Below are 18484 nucleotides of genomic sequence, written 5' to 3' on the forward strand. Positions count from 1 at the left end.
CATGGAAAGACGCTGCGACAGTAGGCGAATGGTTGGGGAGCGCTCATCCATCGGGAGGTTGGCCGGAAAGCCGAGCGGGATGCCCGGCCGTGGCGCATTCAGCGTGCAGCGCGCGGCAGCGGCGCAGGCAGGCGCCGGGCCCTCCTGCAAAAGTCGGAGATGGGAGCAAGCGCGGGGCGGCCGGCGGAGACGGCCGGTGCCGGAAGGGACGGAAGGGGCGCGAGCAATTCGACAAGCTGGCATGGCCCGACCTCATCCAGCGGCAAGGCGCGTGGAAGAAAGCCGGCCAGGTGGCCGGCGGCGGCCACCACGGTGCAGCGCCAGCCATGCACTGCCGCCGCCGCGGGGTGCAGCACGCGTGGCGCGCGGAAGCACAGGTGGATCGTGTTCATGCCCGACAGTTCGATCGCGGCCTCGTGCAGATCGTGCAACTGGTGCAGCCCGGCGTCGCGGCCGGTCGCATCATCCACGGCAATCGCCAGGCGCCCGTTGAACCACGCTTCGGTGCCGCGCGCCAGGCCGCGCAGGCGCAGCAGCCGTGGCCCGTGTCCGGCAATGCACAGCCGGTACCAGTAGTCGTGGCAGTGCAGCGGCACCGGAGCGCCTTCGCGCAAGCGGCCCGCTGCCCGCATGGCCATCGCGACCGAACCGGGCACCGGTGCCGGCAGCCAGCACGCGCCGTCGTCGAGCACCGCCGGCGACGGGGCCGCGCCGGGCAGCGTCTGCAGCCATCGCCACGGACCGCAAGGCGCGCGCGACGCTATGTTGGTGAAGGCGGTGACGAAGGCGGTGACGGGTGTGGCGCCGGGCAGTGGGACGAGGGCAGCGGCCGGCCGGCCCGTGGCCGCGGCATCGGGAGAAGTCATGGCGCATACTCGCCGAAATGCCGGGCCAGCGCCGGCACGCTGGCCTGGTAGGAGGCCTCGAGCTGGTCCAGGCAATCGTCGCAGCGATCCGGTTTGCGGCTGATCACGGCGCGCATCAGCCGGAACTGCATCACCATTGCTTCCGACGCCATCGTGTAGCACGCTTCGGCCGCCTTCTCGGGAACCTCCTGTCCCTGCATCACCAGCCAGCGCAGGTAGCGCGCGAGCAGCTCGAAGTTGGCGCCGAGCTGGCGCAGCACGCCCGAGGCGTAGTGGTGGAAACCCGGCTCGCCGCGCGCCATCAGCCGCTCCAGGTGCGCGGGAAACGCGGCGCGGAACTGTGTCACGGGATTCTGCTGCGGCCGGTTGCCCAGGTGCGTGCGCAGCAGCGCCAGCGAAGCGTCGAGCAGCGACTCGCGCCCGCGCAGCCGGCCATCGCGGCGCACCACATCGGCATGCACGAAGGGCAGCGTCTCGGCGCTGCGCGCTCCCGGCGCCAGCTGGAAGATCGCGGCGTAGTCCTCGCCGCTGGCGGTGTGGTAGCCGTCGGTATGGTAATAGCCGACGGCGCCCGCCTCGGGGATCAGCACGTCGACGGCGATGCAGGTCGGCGTGCGGTGGCGCTGGTAGCCGGCGCCGGGCGGTGGCGGCAGCTGGCTGCTGTCGAGCTCGATCACGACGAGATGTCCGCGCGCGGTCTGCGCCGCCACGTGCGACTCGAGCGAGTCGTACAGCGTCATCGCATGGGCGGTCAACCCGTAGAGCCGCTCGAGGTCCGCCACCGGAAAGCGGCACTGCGTGAAATGGTCGGCCTCGAAATCCTGCCGCACTGCGCACGGCAGCGCGGCGACCGGTGGCAATTCGAGTCCGTGCAGCAACTCGATCCACAGGTCGATATGGCAGTTGACGTGCGACCACACCGGATTGCCGCCGCGCAACCCGGGCCCGCCACGTCCACGCATCTTGGTGTCGCCGTACACTAGAGACCTCCGCGCCTGCCATGCCGATCCAATTGCGGGTGTGCGTGGCGCGCGCCGGATGCGTGCCCTCGCGCTCGCGTTCCGGCTGCCGTGCACTGACATTCTGTTGTCATGCCCGCCTTCTCCCTGCACCGAGCCAAATGCTTGCGCCATCGGTCTTGACGGCGATCTTGGCGCGCGCGGTTCAGGACAGTCTGTTGGACGGCGCACAAACTTTGCACAGGTCCCGAGGTCCGGGCGTCGATGCGTTGCGCATGGCTGCGCGTGCCGACGGATGCGCGCCTGCGCTTGTCGCCGCAGAGGTTGAGGTCCGGTTGAGCCGGTTGAGTGGCATTGAGCACGCATGCGTGACACGCATGCTGCTTCTGGTTGATACAGTCGCGCGTGCCGATTGGATATCGTCAAGAGGACGTGTGGGCGGCAGTATTGCCCGCACGCCTTCAAAGCCCGCATGGTCCCCCGGTCGGCGGGCTTCTTTTTTTGTGGCATGGCATGGGCGCGACGGCGTGCGCCAGCGCGGGCGACGCCGGCAGTCATGTGCATGGCCTGTGGCCGCACGGCAATGGTTGGCGAGCGGAATGGGGAGAATGGGGAGAATGGGGAGAATGGGGAGAATGGGGAGAATGGGGAGAATGGGGAGAATGGGGAGGATGGGGAGGATGGGCAGACCTGCTGCAGGATGACGGCAGCAGTGATCGCGTGCCTCGCCCTCGCGCTGGCGCGGGCGAGGCATGCGCAATACAGCAAGGCGCCGCAGCGCCCCGGCTCAGGGTAGCGTAGCTGCCGGCAGGCGCAGACGATGCTGCGCCAGGATCAGTGCGCGGAAGGTTTCCACGCGCAACACCGCTTCACGCTGTCCTGCTTCACGCGCTGCCTGCGCTGCGGCATGCTCGCAATCGAAGCGGCGACCATGCAGTTCACCGCGATACAGCAGCGCCTGCTCGCCGGCACCAGCCAGCCGGATTTCGAAGCAGCAAGCCCATTTGCCCCGGCCCTCGCGCACGGCGAAGCCATGCACGACCAGGTAATCCATCCCGCCTTCCATACGACCCCCTAGCATCCCGGTGCGGCATGCCTCTTGGAGCGGGGCCGCTCGCACGCCGGGCATTTGAAGCATAGTGCTTGCGCGCATAGAGCGCCCTCATCCGCAGGCTGTAATCCCGTGGTGGCCGAAAGAGGGAAGCGCGTGTGGGCGCGTGAGGGGCCGGCAGACTCAGTCGGCGCCAACGCTGTCCTGCGGCATTGCCTGCATCAGCGAAAGCGCCATGCGCGGGAAACACTGGCCGCCAGCCCACACCAGCGCGGTCGCGGCGCAGACGAGCTCGGCAGGCGCCGGCACCGCCAGGCAACCGCTCGCGCCCAGCAGCGCGGCGTGGACGATCAGCGCCGCGTCGAGCCGGTCTGACAACACCAGCCAGCGGCGCGGGGCGAGCCGGGCATGCATCTGGTCGAGCAGCTTGCGCGGGTCACCGTCCAGTCCGCTGCAATCGATCAGCGCGATATCGGGCGGCTCGCTGCCGGGCTCGTCCGCATCGGGATGACGCTGCCGGCCGGCAGCGCACTCCTGCAGCCATTGCGGCGCGCGCCACCGGATCGGGCGCGGCAGGCCCAGCGCTTCCAGGCGACGCACCAGGGTGCGGCACATCATTTCGTTGCTGGCAATCAGGTAGGTCGGCATCGATTCGGCAATGGCGCCCATGGCCGCTGCGGCGCGATGGGTCCAGGGTCAGAAGGTCATGTGGCCGGACGGCCCGCCGTGGCGAACATGGCGCGCCTCGCGGCGAGCGCGCCCTGCCGTTGGGCGCCTGACGCAATGGCGTGCGGCAGGCGGCGGCGAACGCCTCCCTGTCAACGTAGCAAGCGCTCCCCGCCACCGCCTCATGCTTTTGGTGGACGCCACCACGTCAAAAGGATGACCCGCGGGGATGGCCGCGGCACCGGATCCGACCGGCGCCGGCATGGCTGCAAGCGATGCACCCCAGAACGGTCATGCAGGGACGTCAGGCGGCCTGGCACGCGCCGAGCGGCCGCACCGCCGGCGGGCCGGCCCAGTCCAGCGTGGCGCCGCGCTGCAGCGCCACGTAGACGGCCTCGCCCTTGTTGCGGACATGGAGCCGCTGGTACAGCGTGCAGGCATGGGTCTTGGCCGTGGCCACGGAGATATTGAGCATCCGGCTGACGGTCTTGATTGGATAGCCGCGCGCTAGCAAGGCCAGCACCTCGTACTGCCGTTCGGTGATATTGAGCAGATGCGCGCCGCTCGACGGCGTCTCGCTCGCATGCGCAACCGGCGCTTCGCCGCGCAACGCATGCAGCGGCACCACCACCGGGCCGGCGGCGTGACTGGTCGGCTCGGTCGGAGCGAGCATGGGCGGCGTGCCGGCTTCGTCGCCGCGTCCGCTGGCCGGCTCGGACAGCAGCAGCGATGGGAAGCACTCCCCGCCGGCCAGCACGAGCCGCACCGCGGCGTCGAGCGCTTCGGCGCTGGCGGCCTTGTGCAGGCAGCCGCGTACGGGCTCCGGCAGCGCCGGCCGTGACAGTGCCGCGGCGGGTTGCTCGGTCAGCAGCAGCACGCGCCGGGGCCGCAGGCGCTCGCACAGGTCGTCGAGTTGCGCCCAGCCTGCCGCGGCGTCGGACGGTAGCCCGTAGACCAGCAAGTCGGCTTCTATCAGCCAGAGGTCGGGTTCGATCGGCGCGAGCGGATCGATATCGGTGAGGTCGCCCGGGAGATGCGCTTGGGCCAGGAGGTGGCGAAGACCAAGGCGCAACAGTGGATGTTGCTCGATCAAGAGGATGCTGGCCATGGCCGCTCTCCTTCTTATTGCGGCAAGCCCAGGCCCTGCGACAAACCCGTTCTTGCTGTTGGACCAGCTTCCGCTATGCTGCGGCTCGCAGATCCATACGATCCGGCTTGTTCCTGGCCTGGTACGGCGTCCCGTCGGTTGCCGTGCCCGTCCCTTCCCTTGGAGTGCCGAATCGCCCCGTTTGCGCCGTTCGAGCCGTGACTGGCCGGCTAATGCCGGGCCGCGCAGCTCATGACTGACGCTTTAGTAACTTTCCAACCAGATTTAACAGAATCTAATTCTGATCTTCAGCTTATGAAACAGGGGCGTCGAAAGCAAGCCTCTGTGCATTGCAGCGGGGTATTCCCCGAGGGCTATCTTCCCTACGTACCGGAGCCCCACCTCCGGCCACCCACTGCGACCCTTCCAGCGCAGCTTAACCGGGCAGACAGATGTTCGGGCGGCAAGGTACTGGCGGAATGGCGCTTATCCCGCATAAAATTATCGGCATTGCTCTTTGCTGTGCATTTCCGGGTGGATGGATTCGGGCTCAGCTTAAGTGCTTTATAAATCAAGGAGTTAGGCGAGCCATGTGCCCTCCCCCACTGACCGCCCCGCGCCGTTGCCCATGTTGCCAGGATCACATTCCGTCAGCCTGACCCGCAGCGAATTCGCCGCCGTCCGCGCCTATGTGCAAGGCATGCCGGCAGCCATGGTCGTCGGCCGCTATCTGGCCGACGACGGCGATGACGACGACGCCGGTGAATCGGCCCTGCGCACGCTGCTGAGCCTGCGCGACCGCATGGTCCAGCTGGCGCATCTCCATGGCCGCGCCGATCTGGCCGAGCTGCTGGTGGCCGGTCCGGGCCGTTCCAACCGCGGCATGGATCGCCGGGTGGACGCGCTGGCGGAACTGGAACGGCTCGGTACAGCGGCACCACGGGCGGAGCATGGTGTGGAATTGTGGTTCGGGCCGTCACTGGCGCGGCGCCTGCGCCATGCCGAAATTGTTAACATTAAAGCACTTATTGGGCTGACCAACGTCCGCGGCACGGCATGGTGGCGGCGCGTACCACGTATTGGAGCCCTCGCCGGCCAAGCCATCAACCGCTGGCTGGCAGAGCATCGTGAACTGGTCCGCACGCCCCAGGGCCAGCCCATGCTGGCCGCGCATGTGGGTAACCGCACGCCACTGACGCGCGGGGCGCTGGCACCAGACATGCCACGCCTGCTGCCGCTGGAATTTCTCGCCAGCGATGCGGAGGCGCCGCCCGCCTGTCCCTTTGCCAGCGGCGTCGGCATGGTGCGCAAATGGCTGCACGCCAGCACTCCCCCTGCCGGCGCCACGCATGCCGCGTACCGGAAGGAGGCCGAACGGCTGTTGCTGTGGGCGGCAATCGAGCGCCGCAAGGATCTCGCCGCGTTGGACGAGCAGGACCGCCAGGCATACCTGGCCTTTCTTGCCGACCCACAGCCGGCGGCGCGCTGGTGCGGACCGCGGGCACCCCGGCAAGTCGGGTCCTGGCGGCCATTTACCGGGCCGCTGGGCGAGGTCAGCCGGCGCCATAGCATGCGTGTCCTGGGCGCCTTGTGGGCGTGGATGGCGCGCAATGGGTACGACTCGGCCGCCCGGTGGCTGCCAATAGGGGGACCGGCACGGGGTGCGGCGGCGGATATGGGCATGGCGGCCGCGGCCGGAGATGCGGCATCCGGACTGGACACCGGGAGCGCTGCCTGCCGGGAAGCTGTCGACGACATGGCGCTGGTGCGCTTCACAGCCTGGCTGGAGAACGAAGGCAGCCGGCCGGACGGCGTGCGCTACCGGGCCGCGGCCGCGGCGGTCGCGCTGCTGCTGGAATGCCGGCCGCGCTTTGCCGGGCTTGTGGCGCTGCGCTGGAAAGACCTGCGGATCCTCCACCGGGTGTCCGGAACGAGGACGGAGGAAGCGCCGGACGACGACCGGCTTGCGCTCACCGACACGGCGCTGGCCGCGCTACGGCGTCACTGGCAAGACCGGGGATTGGACCTGGACGCACCCGCCGCGGCGGATGTGCCCCTGCTCGGCCCGCCCGCCGCGCCGCCCACCCGGCGGGCGCAGCGCAAGCTCGCCAGCACGGCCTATCCGCCCTATTCGGTGCGCGGGCTGCATGCGCTGCTGTCGGCTGCGATTACCCGCTATCGGAGGCTGGATGCCGCCTTTCCGGCCCGGTCGCCACGTGACCTCATTCGCGAGGGGCAGCGTTGCCGGACAGCGTCGGCGTCGGTCGAAGAAGTTGGTACGGGGGGAGAGTTGCCGTAGGGACTGGCGGTGCGGAACAGGATGGGTGGCGGCGTTACCACCGAAGAACTGGGTACGCTACAGGATCTTGCCGAGCGATCCTGCCACAGCTGGAGACCTGGATGCCCCGGGGACGGTGGTGTGCAATGATCCGCCTCCCCGGTTCTACCTCGTCCTCACTCAGAGCAAGGTCTTGTCCAGTCCGAAGCGAGCCTTGAGCAGCTCGACCAGATCCTCCCGGGCACTACGGTCGCCCAGCTGGACATCGAGGACGACTCGCCCCGAATCCCACTCCTTGATGGTCCCGAGCAACTGGCCGCCGTCGGTCCGGATCTTGTATTGCCGGCTGATTTCCTTGATCTTGCGCGCCTTGCCCTCCTGGGCATGCTTGCGGATCGCCTCGACTTCGCGGCTTGACAGGCCATCGTTGATGATCCGCGCAGCCAGCTCGCGGGTCCGCTCCTCCCCCGCCAACTTGCAGTACAAAGTCAGCTCATACCCGGCGGCGATGCCGATCGCGCTCGGCCGCTCGCGCATCACGCCAAGCACGGACTCGGGCAGGCGCAACAGCGCCAGCGTCTTGTTGACCGTGCCGGCGGACATCCCGGTCAGTTCGCAGATTTCTTCTTCCTTCTGGACCTTGCCTTCATCGAGCAGCTGGCGCCAGGCGATCGCATTGTCCAGTGCCGACTGGTCCGAGCGCTGCTCGTTGAGCATGAACGACAGCCGGTAGAAGTCCAGGTCGCTCAGGTCGTCCTCGACAAAGCACTCCATCTCGAGCTTGCCGGCTGACGCCAGCGCTCGTTTGCGGTAGTGGCCGTCGATCAGGATGTAGTGGCCGGGACGCGACGTGTCCGGGGCAGCGAGGCCGGGGGTCTTCTGTCCATGCGTGGCGATCGACGCCGCACGCTCCTGCACGATGGCGGGATCATAGATCCGGCGGGCATTCAGCGGATTGTCATGAAGCTGCGCCAGCGGAATCCGCACCAGCTGCCGGCCAGTCGCCATCTCGCCAGCACTTTCAGCGCTGAAAGCGGCAGCGGCATCGTTGGTCCTGCCCTGCAGCAGCCCATTCGGATGCTGCGAAATCGCTGCCTCGGCCCGGGCAAACCGGTCCAGCGTGTCGCTGCGGTGCTTCTCTGCCACCATGCCGGCGAGCATGCCGGCCTTGAGGCTTTTCAGTTTTGTAGCCATGCCTTATTGCTCAATCAAAGACAACACTTCGTCGACCATCATGTCGACCTCCTGTACCGCCTCACGCGCCCCGGCAACGCCATGGACAGTACAGCCGATCGCCTGGCATTCGCGGAAGGCCGAGCGCGATCCAATCATCGAATTCAGAAGCGGCACCTCGCCATCGTCTCCCAGGATCTCGATCGCCTGCCGCGCGATCGACACGCGCCGCTGCACCATATTGGCCATCACCCGGATCAGCAAGGTTTCATTCTGGACTTGCGCATGTTGTGCCAGCGTTTTTGCTGCGACCGCCGCCCAGAGGTCCGGAGGCGATGGCACCACCGGGATGATGGCAAGGTCGGAGATCAGCAGCGCACTGGACGGCGCCGCCGAATGGACTGCAGGCGGACAGTCGACAACGATGTAATCGTAATCGTGCACAAACTTCCGAACTTCTCGGTGCATGGCGCCGCCCGATGGCGCGAGGCCGATCACCGACGCGGGGAACGGGCGCTCATCGCTGGCCTGGGCGGCCCAGCGGGTGGCGGTGCCTTGTTCGTCCATGTCAACCAACATGGAGCGGGCACCCCGCAGGCCCAGCGTTCCCGCCAGGTGCATGCTGACCGTGGTCTTTCCGCAACCACCTTTCTGGTTGAAGACGGTGATGATTTTGGCTGCCACTGCGACCTCTCTTTCAGCGCTGAAAGCGCGGTTTGACTCTTAAGGCGCAACTGTAGCCAAAAGGAGGTGGCGCTTCAACCATTTTCCAAATTTACAAAAATTTTAATGAGGTACGAAGAAAGGCACCCGGCTTTTTTGGCAGGCGCCAGGGCTTCGACAATAAATTTGCTTGAAATGCGGGCGCCCCTGTGTCTAAAGTATTTGTAGTGCGCATTACGCCGCACATGACACCGCAATCCAAAGTGGTTATGATGCGCGCTACAGTCGAGTCAAGTCGTGTCAACCTCGTCGGCTTCCGTTCGGTATCTACGAGAACTCAACGTGCTTGAACGGTTGTTTGCGTGGTGTACTAGAACTTGCTTCGAAAAGGAAATTCTTATGGCAACCGGTACGGTCAAGTGGTTTAACGAGACCAAGGGCTTCGGCTTCATTACCCCGGACGACGGTGGTGCAGATCTGTTTGCGCACTTTTCCGAAATCCAGGGCTCTGGCTTCAAGACCCTGAAGGATGGGCAGCGCGTGACGTTTGAAGTCAAGCAGGGGCCGAAGGGTCTGCAGGCTTCGGGCATCAAGCCGGCCTGATCCAGCTGATTTGCCCGCTGCGGCAACCCTGCAACGGCGGACAAACAAAAAGGCAAGCGTTGAACGCTTGCCTTTTTTTGCGTCTGGCCCTTGTGGCCGGGCGCTCAGCCCAGCTTGCGCACACTGGTACGGGACGGCTGCAGGATCAGCGCCTTGGACGAATCCGCATCGACCTTTGCGCCAGGATAGACCACCAGCACGTCCTTCAGCGCCTTGCGGAACAGCGCGCGGAACTTGCGCTCGCTTTCGGTTTCGGTGCCAAACTGCATTTGCAGGGCTTCCCAGGGGATCTCGGTGCGTCGCTGGATCGTGAAGAACCGGTAGGTCAGCCACGAATAAACGTCCAGGGCGAATGGCGACTGCTTCAGCGCCTTCAGTGCGCGCATGTCCACCGGTACCGGGCGGTTGACCAGTTCGTTGAAAAACGGCTCGGACAGCACCACAAAACTCTCGAACATCGAGCCCTGCCCCGGCTGCATCGGGTCCCACCAAGTGGACAATTGGTCGGCCAGCAGGTAGCCGACGCGGTCGATCGATAACGGCTCGTGGTTCGGGTTCTGGTTCTGGCTCGGCGTGGACTTGTTCTGCACGATCGCAATGGTCGCGGAAAACAGCCGGATCATCTGCTGGCGCACCAGCGTCATGGTGCCGCGCTTGCCGCCGGTAGCCATCGGGATACCGAGGTTGTACATGAACTCGGACAACGAATTGCCCAGCGAGATGCGCCGGTCTTCCACCGTCCCGGTGAACTCGCCCCGCTTCTTCTTCGCCATGATCTCCTTGCCGATCCAGGCAAGCATCAAGCGCGGATAGGAGCCATAGGGATAGCCCAGCGAGACCGTCTCCGACACCAGCTTCTGGCGGCCATTGGCCGCGCGTTCGGAGCGTTGCTGCGTGAAGTAGCCGGGCTGGATCATCAGCGAGATATTGCCGCTGGTGCGCGTCCATACCGGCGGCGCGCCCTTGGGCGCCCGATATGGCAGCGTGACCTGGACGCTGGCGCGGCTCAGGAAGCCAACTTCGCCGCTTTGCCAGGCGTCCTCGCGTTCCATGGCTTGCGCCTCGTCAAACAGGCGCTGGAATTTCTCGGACGGAACCAGGCTGTTCTCGTTGCCGGGAACAATGATGCGGGAGGGTTCGGCGTCCATGTCGAGGACACTTCGATCCCCCGTGGCGGCCGGGGAGCGTTTGATGGGCATATTGGCGTGCTTCGGATTACCCGCCTTTGTACTCGAAGCCGCAAAGGTTGTCACGCAGAAACAGGTACGCTGAGGCGCTGTCCTGGTTGCCGGGGTTTTGTTATCCGGGGACTCTCATGACTGGCAGCTGGGGGGCGAACGGTGGGCAACCCGCAAGGGTTGTCCACGGTGCGCAACCCTGTGACTACCAGTAAACGATACCAATACGGGTTAACTACTTGTAAACCGTATACGTGAAGTTCAGCGCCTTGATTCATAAGGGGAAAAACCACCCCTGCGAACCCGATTCTGCGGACAAACGTACTCGATTCTGCGAAGGGCCGAACCCGAATCTGCGACGCCCCGAACCTGTATCTGCGAACCGCGCGTACTGGTTTCTGCGGGGATAACCCCGTGTTTCCACAGGCTTTTCCACAACGGCAGCATTGCAGAGCGTACCCGTTTCTGCGGCGCCCCAGGCGGTATACGCCGTTTACACCGGATTTACCGCTGGATTGCACGGCCGGGAGGCCGGCGGCCCGGGTTATCCACGCAGAAAAAGGTTCGACCCTGGGGCCGCGCTCATCCGCCTGATGCTGGCAGCGTACCCATTTCTGCGACGGATGACCCTAATCCGTACCCGTTTCTGCGCCGCGAAGAAAAAACACCTTGCCTCCGGCTCGGCGTACCTGTTTCTGCGGCGTACCCGTTTCTGCGTCAGAGCCGCCCGTACGCCGGAGTTCGGTCTGCGTACCCGTTTCTGCGTGCCCGACCCCAGGGCGGCATGGATGCATCCGTACCCATTTCTGCGTTGATAAAAGGGGTCTGCGAATAGACGCACCGGCAAGTTTCCATTATATATCGGCCAATCATGAAAAGCTAGCGCTCACACTCAACGTATACGTCGAGATACCGCCTTTTGAGTGGGCGTACCCGTTTCTGCGGGGAACCCCGGCTAAGCTTCGCCCCAGCCAGGCCGACGCCCCTGGGAAACCCCGTACCCCGTACCCGTTTCTGCGTGTGAACGTGGCGTGCAAAAACGAACGAGGCGTACCTGTTTCTGCGGCGGCTCGTTTCAGACCTTTGAGGGATCGGGTCTTGTGCGCTGCAATAGGAGGCGTACCCGTTTCTGCGTAGCATCCGAAGCCTGTTTGTGTGGATATCTCAGCGCCGGGCCGTCACTGGCGCACCATTGATCTGGCGGGCCCGGAAACGTGGCGATGCCAGGCGTACCTGTTTCTGCGAAGGGCGCGAGGACACACGGGGTGGGGCCCAGACCCGGGCGTACCCGATTCTGCGTCCCCGCCGGGGTGTGACGAGGCTCTATGGAGGCGTGGCGTACCCGTTTCTGCGTAAGTCGACCACGACCATTCCCGGATTCCTGCGCAGCAAGGCGTACCTGTTTCTGCGGACGCGGGCGTGTGGAAGGAAGGTGTGCGCAGGACCGGCGCAACGGGAGGGAGAAGCGGAGGGCGGCTGACCGGTGAACCTGGTGCCGCGGGCAGGCAGCACAAGCCGCCGGAAAACAAAAAACCCCGCCGAGGCGGGGTTTTTCAGTTGCGTGGCGCGCACGTGGCGCGCCTTGGGCAACGCTTACAGCGGGGTGATGTTCGCTGCCTGCAGGCCCTTCGGACCGTTCTTGACTTCGAACTGCACACGCTGGTTTTCCTGCAGCGACTTGAAGCCGTCGGCGCGGATTTCCGAGAAGTGGGCGAAGAGGTCGTCACCACCTGCGTCCGGCTTGATGAAGCCAAAACCCTTGGCGTCGTTGAACCACTTGACGATACCGGTTTGCATGATTTGCTTTCCAGAAAAAGGATATTAAACGTCGGATGGCGCACGCGCCATCCGACAGGGGAACTCAAGGAAAGGACACCATGGACAACCGAAGTACCAGACGGTGGCTAACGAATGAACTGTTGCCTCGTCGCTTGAATCTAGCCGCGTTTATACGGGGGATTGAGGCCAGCGTCAAGTTGGGGCAGCCCCGAACCCGCCATGCCCGGGCGCGCCGGCGCCGCGCCCAGCCTCTGTGCGCCCAATATCCGCCCTGGAATCCGCTGTGGAATCCGCTGTGGAATCCGCTGTGGGATCATCACGCCTTTTGCATATCGCTTATCCGTTTGCGCCGTGGCGGACCCGGCCCATTCTGGGCCAGAGTACGCTTGCCGCATGGTGGCGCGCCACCCGGCCACGGCCGCGCCGGCATGCCTGCCGCGGACACGATAACGATGCCAGGAGACTCAGTCATGTCGATGCCGGAACCCGCTTCCAAGCCGGGTACGCCTTCCGTTAACCCCTCGCGCGGCCAGCCGACGCTGCTCGAGCGCCTGTTCAAGCTGCGCGAGCACCAGACTGATGTCCGCACCGAGATCCTCGCCGGCATCACCACTTTCCTGACGATGGCGTACATCATCTTCGTCAACCCGTCGATCCTGGGCGACGCCGGCATGCCCAAGGACGCGGTCTTCGTCGCGACCTGCGTGGCCGCGGCGATCGGTACGCTGATCATGGGGTTCTATGCCAATTACCCGATTGCGCTGGCACCCGGCATGGGCCTGAACGCGTACTTTGCGTACACCGTGGTGAAGGGCATGGGCTTTCCGTGGGAGGCGGCGCTGGGCGCGGTCTTCATCTCGGGCTGCCTGTTCCTGCTGGTGACGCTGTTCCGCGTGCGCGAAATGATCGTCAACGGCATCCCGCATTCCATCCGCGTGGCGATCACCGCGGGTATCGGCCTGTTCCTGGCGATCGTCGCGCTGAAGAATGCCGGCATCGTGGCCGCGAGCCCGGCGACGCTGGTCACCCTCGGCGACCTGCACCAGCCGCCGGCGGTGCTGGCCATTGTCGGCTTCTTCGTGATCGTCGCGCTGGACCACCTGCGCGTGAAGGGTGCGATCCTGATCGGTATCCTGCTGACCACGTTGCTGAGCTTCGCTTTTGCCGGCAACACCTTCCACGGCGTGTTTTCGGCACCTCCTTCGCTGAGCCCGACGCTGCTGAAGCTCGATATCTCGGCGGCGCTGTCGATCGGCATCATCAATGTCGTGCTGGTGTTCTTCCTGGTCGAGCTGTTCGATGCCACCGGCACGCTGATGGGCGTGGCCAATCGCGCCGGCCTGCTCAAGGCCGGCCGCATGGACCGGCTGAACAAGGCGTTGATGGCTGACAGCACCGCCATCATGGCCGGCTCGTTCCTTGGTACGTCGTCGACGACTGCGTACATCGAAAGCGCTTCCGGCGTGCAGGCCGGCGGGCGCACGGGGCTGACCGCGGTGACAGTGGCGGTGTTGTTCCTGGCGGCGCTGTTCATCGCGCCGCTGGCGGGTACGGTTCCTGCCTATGCCACCGCGCCGGCGCTGCTGTATGTGTCCTGCCTGATGTTGCGCGAACTGCTGGAGATCGACTGGAACGACGTCACCGAAGTCGTGCCGGCGGTCATGACCGCGCTGGGTATGCCCTTCACGTACTCGGTCGCGAACGGGGTGGCGTTCGGTTTCATCAGCTACGCGGCACTGAAGCTGCTGACCGGGCGCGCGCGCAGCGTGCCGGTGATGGTCTGGATCATCGCCGCGGTCTTTGTGTTCAAGTTCTATTACTTGCCTGGCCACTAGGCATTTCTGGCGGCAAGAGCAGACGTGGGCGGCACTGGCCGCCCATTCTTTATCGCGCAGGCCCCTTGTTCCATCGCAGGAAGGCCGGAATGCCGCAAGGCGCGCAAAGCGTACCCAATTCTGCGGGCGGTCCCCAACCGCACGAGCGTTCGCAGCGTACCTGTTTCTGCGTGCTGCAATTCGATGGCCTTGGCGCGAACCATACCGCCTCGCACCGGCCAGGCTGGCTGCCGAGAGCGCTGGCATCACCCGTTCGGGGTGCGAAAGCGTACCCGTTTCTGCGTACCATGCCGGCGAAGAAACGGCTGGCCAGCGGCACGACAGAGGGGCCGCAATCCCATTCGAAATTTAGTCCGAAATTCGGTCCGAAATTTGGCGCGAAATTCGGTCCCAAATCTGTCACAGATCAAGCCGGCAAACGGCTTCCGATGCGCCGATTGGCGGTGTGCAGGCCGGCTCATACCAAAGTATGAGATTGGGTGTAACTCACCCACTCAGGGCTGGACAAACCGCCCCAAATGCACTGAACTATAGGCGTGGCAAAGAGGGGCGCGGCAAGGCGCCCCTTCTTCACTCCGGTGCATGCGGCTGGATTGCCGGAGCACACCGAGCGCGCGTTGGCGCCGTCCGCCAGTAAAGGGGGCAGCTCGGATGAGATCGCCAGACAAGGCGGCAAGGCCACGACCAGGGAGCGTGCGGGAAAAACACGTGCGCCACGCAGACATTAATAATTCCAAGACTGACAAGTGGTATCCGCAGACGTGTAGTGCCGGGGGATGTTGTTCAACGGGGATAATCATGACCGCAGGAGAGATCCGGCGACCCGCAATCGGGCCAGTCAGGGAGTCAATAAGCCGATCCACTAGCCGATCCATTCACCACGCCTGGGCTGCTCTGGGGGAAGCCGCAGGTGAAACGCCCGCAAACCGCGCCAGCCGTGACGGCGCCGCTGCCGACGTGGCGGCCCTGCTGGCTGACGACAGTGCGCTCAGCGACAGCGCGCGTGCCGCGGTGGAAAACCTGCTGCGCCGCCACCGCCTGCTGGAGGGTGAACTGGCGCGCCAGCGCGCCATGCTGCAGGAATGGATCCTGAGCCAGCTCACCTACAAGTCGCTCTACTACCAGTACTCCGGACAGACCCCCGAGGCACCCCGCGTAGAGCTGATGCGTGAGAAGGAGGCGGTGCGGCGACGCATCCGCGAACAGCTCCAGTGCGGCAGCTATCTCGCCGCGCCCGAGGAGCCGGCCCGCAGTCTGTCCACCTCGTGATACCGACGTTGCTCGCGGGCGCCAACCCGCAGCCAGTCCAGCCCCAGTCCGCGCCACGGCCACCGGCCCCCGCGCGGTCCACAGGTGCCGGAACCAAGAACAAGCCAAACGTCCGGGAGATCGTGATGGACCGACTGTGCAAGGCGTCACGCACTGCGCAGATCGTGGTCGTGTCGCGTCATGAAGATTTTGGGTTTGACCCGTCCAGCTTCGGCCCGGGATGGGAACTGCGCCGCGTGCAGCAGATGCGCGACGTCGAACGCGTGGTACGCGCGAGCCCGCCGAGCGCGGGCGTGATCGACCTGCAGGACGAATACAGCGATGCCGAGCTCGGCCAGCTCGAACTCGCGCTACAGCATCTGCATGTCACCTGGGTGGCCATCACCTGCGACGCGATGCTCGCCGACGAGCGCGTGCGCCGGCTGATCCGCGACTACTGCGTGGACTACGTGCGCACGCCGTTCTCGGTGCAGGAGCTGATCTACACGCTCAAGCACGCGCATGGCATGGCGTCGCTGCATGGCGCGCGCCCGCAGGAGACGACGGCGTCGCGCGGCACCATGATCGGCGAGTGCGCGGCCATGCGAGCCATGTTCCGCTCGCTGGCCAAGGTGGCGCACAACGAGGCGCCGGTATTCATCTCCGGCGAATCCGGTACCGGCAAGGAACTGGCCGCACAGGCGATCCACGATGCCTCGAGCCGGCGCAAGGGGCCGTTCATCGCCATCAATTGCGGTGCCATTCCCTCGCACCTGGTGCAGTCGGAACTGTTCGGCTACGAGAAGGGCGCGTTCACCGGCGCCAACCAGCGCAAGATCGGCTGGATCGAGCAGGCGCAGGGCGGCACGCTGTTTCTCGACGAGATCGGCGACCTGCCGCTGGAAAGCCAGGTAGCGCTGCTGCGTTTCCTGCAGCAGGGCACCATTACGCGCCTGGGCGGGCACCAGTCGATCCCCCTGAACTTGCGCATCATCTCGGCCACGCACGTGGACCTGGTGGCGGCGCAGGGCGACGGGCGCTTCCGCTCCGACCTGTTCCACCGGCTGTGCGTGCTGACACTGAGCATTCCGCCACTGCGCGAGCGCGGCGAGGACATCCTCCAGCTGGCCAACGCCGTGCTGGCCGAGCACGGGCACGAGGCGCACCGGCGCATCCGCGGCTTCTCGGCATGCGCGACCCAGGCCATGATGCAGTACGCGTGGCCGGGCAACGTGCGCGAGCTGATCAACCGCGTGCGCCGCGCCATCGTCATGACCGACAACCGCAAGATCACGGCCGAGGACCTGCAGCTGCACGGCGGCGCCGAACTGCCGCGCAAGACCCTCGACGCGATCCGCGAGGAGGCCGAGCGCGAGGCGATCCGCAACGTGATGGCCAGCCATGGCTTCCACGTGGTGCCGGCCGCGCGCGAGCTCAACGTGTCGCGCGTAACCCTGTACCGGCTGATGCACAAGCACAATATCCGCGTGGAAAGCCAGCCCGCCGCGGGCGAGTAAGCGGCAACGACGCTTCGCAAGCGACGGTCGCCGCCGCGCCGCTCTTGAGCGGAGCGCCACGCTGTCGGGCACCAGGCAGCGCGCCACAGGAAAGGGGAACCGCCGACGTCCGCTCGCCGGTTCCGCCTTTCCCCGTGCCCGCTGGCACGTCAGCGCACAAGCGCGCGGGGCTGGCCGGCCCCGCCTCCCCCAACGGCCCCATCCGCCGGGACGGCCGCGAGATTCATGCTGATCTTGCCGCGCGGCGTGCGCGGCGGGCCGTTGTCATCCCGTTGCAGCCACGGCGGCGCGTCGCGCCGATCCGGGTAGTCGCGCGCCTGCCGGCCGCCTTGCGGCGCCGCAGGTGCGGCCGTGCCCGGCGAGGTGTCCTGCTGCATACGCAGTTCGCCCCAGGCCCAGCCGAAGCCGCGTACATACACATCATTGCTGACCGCCGCGTGGCTGTTGGCGCTGGCGTCGTCGGGACGATCGAACCAGGCATAGCTGGCTGCCATGGCAGGGGCCGGGAAGACCGCCAAGGCGGCCAGCATGCCTGCGACAGGAATTGCGGCTTTCATGGCGTCTCCTCCTTGTGGAAAAAAGTGCCCGCCGGGGGACGGAGCACAAATCCGCGCGGGCATGCCGGCTGGCTGCCCCTCTTGATTCCGCGCCGGCTCCGGTCAGGCGCGCCGCTTTCCGGCCGGGCGCCTGCAGGCCGCGCGCGTGCAGGCCGGACCGCTGGCCCCCCGCGCTCCGCCGGGGCATGGTGCGCTGGCCGTGTCTAGTTGTGCCGGCTCGACCCGCGCGCGCGGATAGGGCAGCAGTGGCGGCGAAAGCAGGTCCGTCACCGTAGGCGGCGGGCCCGCCAACCGGTATGAGCGCCGGCGCGCCGTCATGCGTGAAGGCGGTTGACGCATGGCTGGTCTCTCTCCGCAGTGGTAGCTCGATGATCCGGACGCGCGCGGCGTCCCCTGCGGATGCTGAGCGACAAGTGTGCCAATGGCCGCAAAGGCTTGTGCCATGCGGGTTTGCGGCCCGCCCGGGGGGCGCTGTACGCGGCCGCGGCGGCGGCGCCGGGCCATTCGGTTTCGCTACTGCAACGCGTGCGGCGAGCGCCACCGCTGGCCGCGCCTGCGCATGTGCGCGCGTGGCCGCCTGACACGCACGCCGGGTGCGGGATAGCGCGCCCAGGCAGCGGCGCATTCCCCGCACTGCACCGGGTTGCATCTTTGAAACCGGAGTTACATCAGCCTTGCATTCGCGTAACACGGGGAACACCGACGAGCCAGCGCACTGCCCGCGCGGCGCCGGGGGCAGCGCACGGCGCAGCACGCAGAAACGGGTACGCAGCGGCGGCAGCGGCTGCCGCGATCGTCAGCGAGCCTGTCCCGGCGGAGTGGGTGCCGGCGGCATGGTGGGAGTGTCAGCGGAGGATGAGGTCGTGGCAGTGCCCGAGATGGGTTTGGGGCCGGGCTGGCTGCGCTCGCAGCCGGCAACGCCCAGCATCCCGACCACAAGCATGGCGGCCACCGGTCGTGCGGAGAGGAAACGGGTCACGGATGCCTCCTTGCGCCGGCGCGCTGGCACGGGATGCGCCGGCAG

15 protein-coding genes are annotated in these 18484 nt (G+C 66.1%); 5 read left to right on the top strand and 10 right to left on the bottom strand.

Annotation, left to right across the window (positions count from 1 at the left end; translation table 11 throughout):
- Positions 1–98: 98 nt before the first annotated feature.
- The 5 genes from K309_RS0103540 to K309_RS0103565 form a co-directional block, all read right to left on the bottom strand.
- Complete coding sequence (locus tag K309_RS0103540; protein WP_029045132.1) at positions 99–866, bottom strand: hypothetical protein; 768 nt, start codon at positions 864–866, stop codon at positions 99–101.
- Positions 863–1846 (bottom strand): DUF1839 family protein, encoded by a 984-nt coding sequence (locus K309_RS0103545; RefSeq protein WP_029045133.1) that lies wholly within the window; start codon positions 1844–1846, stop codon positions 863–865. Before K309_RS0103545 ends, K309_RS0103540 begins: the two co-directional genes overlap by 4 nt.
- 766 nt (positions 1847–2612) lie before the next feature.
- Complete coding sequence (locus tag K309_RS0103555) at positions 2613–2891, bottom strand: hypothetical protein (protein WP_029045134.1); 279 nt, start codon at positions 2889–2891, stop codon at positions 2613–2615.
- Between the two features lie 168 nt (positions 2892–3059).
- Positions 3060–3524 (bottom strand): response regulator transcription factor, encoded by a 465-nt coding sequence (locus tag K309_RS35885; RefSeq protein WP_035876752.1) that lies wholly within the window; start codon positions 3522–3524, stop codon positions 3060–3062.
- 322 nt (positions 3525–3846) lie between these two features.
- The gene (locus K309_RS0103565; RefSeq protein WP_029045135.1) at positions 3847–4650 is read right to left on the bottom strand and encodes a helix-turn-helix transcriptional regulator; all 804 of its coding nucleotides are present in this window, start codon (positions 4648–4650) and stop codon (positions 3847–3849) included.
- 607 nt (positions 4651–5257) lie between these two features.
- Here K309_RS0103565 and K309_RS35890 point away from each other — a divergent pair.
- Positions 5258–6928, top strand: coding sequence for a phage integrase family protein (locus tag K309_RS35890; protein WP_064737424.1), 1671 nt, complete (start codon positions 5258–5260; stop codon positions 6926–6928).
- A 159-nt stretch (positions 6929–7087) separates the two neighbouring features.
- On the opposite strand, the gene K309_RS0103575 is transcribed toward K309_RS35890, so the two are convergent.
- Both K309_RS0103575 and K309_RS0103580 read right to left on the bottom strand, forming a co-directional pair.
- Positions 7088–8101, bottom strand: a complete 1014-nt coding sequence (locus K309_RS0103575) for a ParB/RepB/Spo0J family partition protein (RefSeq protein ID WP_029045136.1) — start codon at positions 8099–8101, stop codon at positions 7088–7090.
- A gap of 3 nt (positions 8102–8104) precedes the next feature.
- Positions 8105–8764, bottom strand: a complete 660-nt coding sequence (locus K309_RS0103580; RefSeq protein ID WP_029045137.1) for an AAA family ATPase — start codon at positions 8762–8764, stop codon at positions 8105–8107.
- Between the two features lie 378 nt (positions 8765–9142).
- On the opposite strand from K309_RS0103580, the gene K309_RS0103585 reads away from it, so the two are divergent.
- Positions 9143–9346, top strand: coding sequence for a cold-shock protein (locus K309_RS0103585; protein ID WP_029045138.1), 204 nt, complete (start codon positions 9143–9145; stop codon positions 9344–9346).
- Positions 9347–9450: 104 nt separating this feature from the next.
- Here the strand turns inward: K309_RS0103585 and K309_RS0103590 are convergent, their stop codons facing one another.
- Both K309_RS0103590 and K309_RS0103595 read right to left on the bottom strand, forming a co-directional pair.
- Positions 9451–10545 carry a replication protein RepA gene (locus tag K309_RS0103590; RefSeq protein ID WP_029045139.1) on the bottom strand — a complete coding sequence of 365 codons (1095 nt, stop codon included), beginning with the start codon at positions 10543–10545 and terminating at the stop codon, positions 9451–9453.
- A gap of 1572 nt (positions 10546–12117) precedes the next feature.
- On the bottom strand, positions 12118–12321 hold the full coding sequence (locus tag K309_RS0103595; protein ID WP_010811149.1) for a cold-shock protein: 204 nt from the start codon (positions 12319–12321) through the stop codon (positions 12118–12120).
- 452 nt (positions 12322–12773) lie between these two features.
- Between K309_RS0103595 and K309_RS0103600 the strand changes: the two genes are divergently transcribed.
- The 3 genes from K309_RS0103600 to K309_RS0103610 all read left to right on the top strand — a co-directional run bounded on the left by K309_RS0103600 (position 12774) and on the right by K309_RS0103610 (position 16903).
- The gene (locus tag K309_RS0103600; RefSeq protein ID WP_029045140.1) at positions 12774–14138 is read left to right on the top strand and encodes an NCS2 family permease; all 1365 of its coding nucleotides are present in this window, start codon (positions 12774–12776) and stop codon (positions 14136–14138) included.
- A 957-nt stretch (positions 14139–15095) separates the two neighbouring features.
- The gene (locus tag K309_RS0103605) at positions 15096–15407 is read left to right on the top strand and encodes a hypothetical protein (protein ID WP_369796391.1); all 312 of its coding nucleotides are present in this window, start codon (positions 15096–15098) and stop codon (positions 15405–15407) included.
- 125 nt (positions 15408–15532) lie between these two features.
- Positions 15533–16903, top strand: a complete 1371-nt coding sequence (locus tag K309_RS0103610) for a sigma-54 dependent transcriptional regulator (protein WP_029045142.1) — start codon at positions 15533–15535, stop codon at positions 16901–16903.
- 149 nt (positions 16904–17052) lie between these two features.
- On the opposite strand, the gene K309_RS0103615 is transcribed toward K309_RS0103610, so the two are convergent.
- Positions 17053–17460, bottom strand: a complete 408-nt coding sequence (locus K309_RS0103615) for a hypothetical protein (RefSeq protein ID WP_029045143.1) — start codon at positions 17458–17460, stop codon at positions 17053–17055.
- Positions 17461–18484 lie beyond the last annotated feature (1024 nt).

The sequence above is a fragment of the Cupriavidus phytohabitans genome (assembly GCF_000426345.1).
Lineage (GTDB): Bacteria > Pseudomonadota > Gammaproteobacteria > Burkholderiales > Burkholderiaceae > Cupriavidus.